Origin of the sequence: Streptomyces sp. NPDC006733 (genome assembly GCF_040636125.1) — a bacterium.
GTDB lineage: Bacteria > Actinomycetota > Actinomycetes > Streptomycetales > Streptomycetaceae > Actinacidiphila.
The window spans coordinates 1-1,447 of sequence record NZ_JBEYJD010000122.1 but is presented as its reverse complement, the minus strand read 5'-3'; the positions used below and the strand labels follow the sequence as shown (position 1 = coordinate 1,447).

1 protein-coding gene is annotated in these 1,447 nt (G+C 67.4%); it reads left to right on the top strand.

The window, feature by feature from the left end; genetic code table 11:
• The first annotated feature begins 240 nt into the window (after positions 1 to 240).
• Positions 241 to 1,440: an IS30 family transposase gene (locus tag ABZ721_RS40910; protein WP_358793921.1), complete on the top strand. Its 1,200-nt coding sequence runs from the start codon at positions 241 to 243 to the stop codon at positions 1,438 to 1,440.
• The last annotated feature ends 7 nt before the right edge of the window (positions 1,441 to 1,447 follow it).

The following is a 1,447-nucleotide window of genomic DNA, read 5'->3' as shown; positions in this document are numbered from 1 at the left end:
TGCGCGATGGGGTGGGACGAGAAGAAGGTGCCGGAGCTGCCTGCGGGTGCGCGACGGCAGTGGGCGGCGGATCGGGCGATGCGGCCGTCGATGCGTTCGCCAGGGCGGCCGGAGCCGTCTCGTGCGGTGCAGCGCCACTTCTGGCGGCGGATCGCGTCGGGAGTGACCACGGCGGAGGCCGCGGTGGTTGTGGGCGTTTCATGTCCGGTCGCAACACGGTGGTTCCGTCACGCTGGCGGCATGCCACCGATCAGCCTGGACGAGCCCACCGGCCGCTACCTGTCCTTCGCTGAGCGTGAGGAGATAGCGCTCCTGCGCGTCCAGGAGCTCGGCGTGCGCGAGATCGCCCGCAGGATCGGCCGCGACCCGGGCACCGTCTCCCGCGAGCTGCGCCGCAACGCGGCGACCCGGAGCGGCACGTCGGTCTACCGTGCTCTGGTGGCGCAGTGGAAGGCGCAGCAGGCCACGAAGCGCCCGAAAACCGCGAAGCTCGCAGGCAATGACAGGTTACGCGAGTATGTGCAGGAGCGGCTCGCCGGCAGTGTCCATCGACCCGACGGCACGATCGTCACAGGGCCCCAGACACGCCCATGGAAGGGGTTGAACAAGCCGCATCGACAAGACAGGCGATGGGCGACGGCGTGGAGTCCGGAACAGATCTCGCACCGACTTCGTGCCGACTTCCCCGATGATGAGTCCATGCGCATCAGCCACGAAGCCATCTACCAGGCGCTGTTCATCGAAGGCCGTGGCGCGCTCAAGCGGGAACTTGTCGCATGTCTGCGCACCGGCCGGGCGCTGCGGACTCCCCGTGCCCGGTCGCAGAACAAGCCGCAGGGGCACGTCACCGCGGACGTCGTCCTCAGCGAACGGCCCGCCGAGGCTGCGGACCGCGCGGTCCCCGGACATTGGGAGGGCGATTTGATCATCGGGACGGGCCGCTCCGCGATCGGCACACTCGTCGAGCGCAGTAGCCGCTCCACTCTCCTGGTGCACCTGCCCCGGCTCGAGGGCTGGGGCGAGAATCCGCCCGTGAAGAACGGCCCTTCGCTCGGAGGCTACGGCGCGATCGCGATGAACACAGCGCTCACCACGTCGATGACGCAGCTGCCCGAGCAACTACGCAAGACCCTCACCTGGGACCGCGGAAAGGAACTTTCGGGCCATGCTCAGTTTGCCCTCGATACCGGGACGAAGGTGTTCTTCGCCGATCCCCACTCGCCCTGGCAACGACCGACAAACGAGAACACGAACGGGCTGCTGCGTCAGTACTTCCCGAAAGGCACTGATCTCTCCCGTTGGTCGTCCACGGACCTCGAAGCCGTCGCCATGGCAATCAACAACCGGCCCCGCAAGATCCTCGGCTGGCGGACACCGGCCGAGATCTTCGAAGAGCAGCTACGCTCACTGCAACAACCCGGTGTTGCAACGACTGGTTGAACTCGCC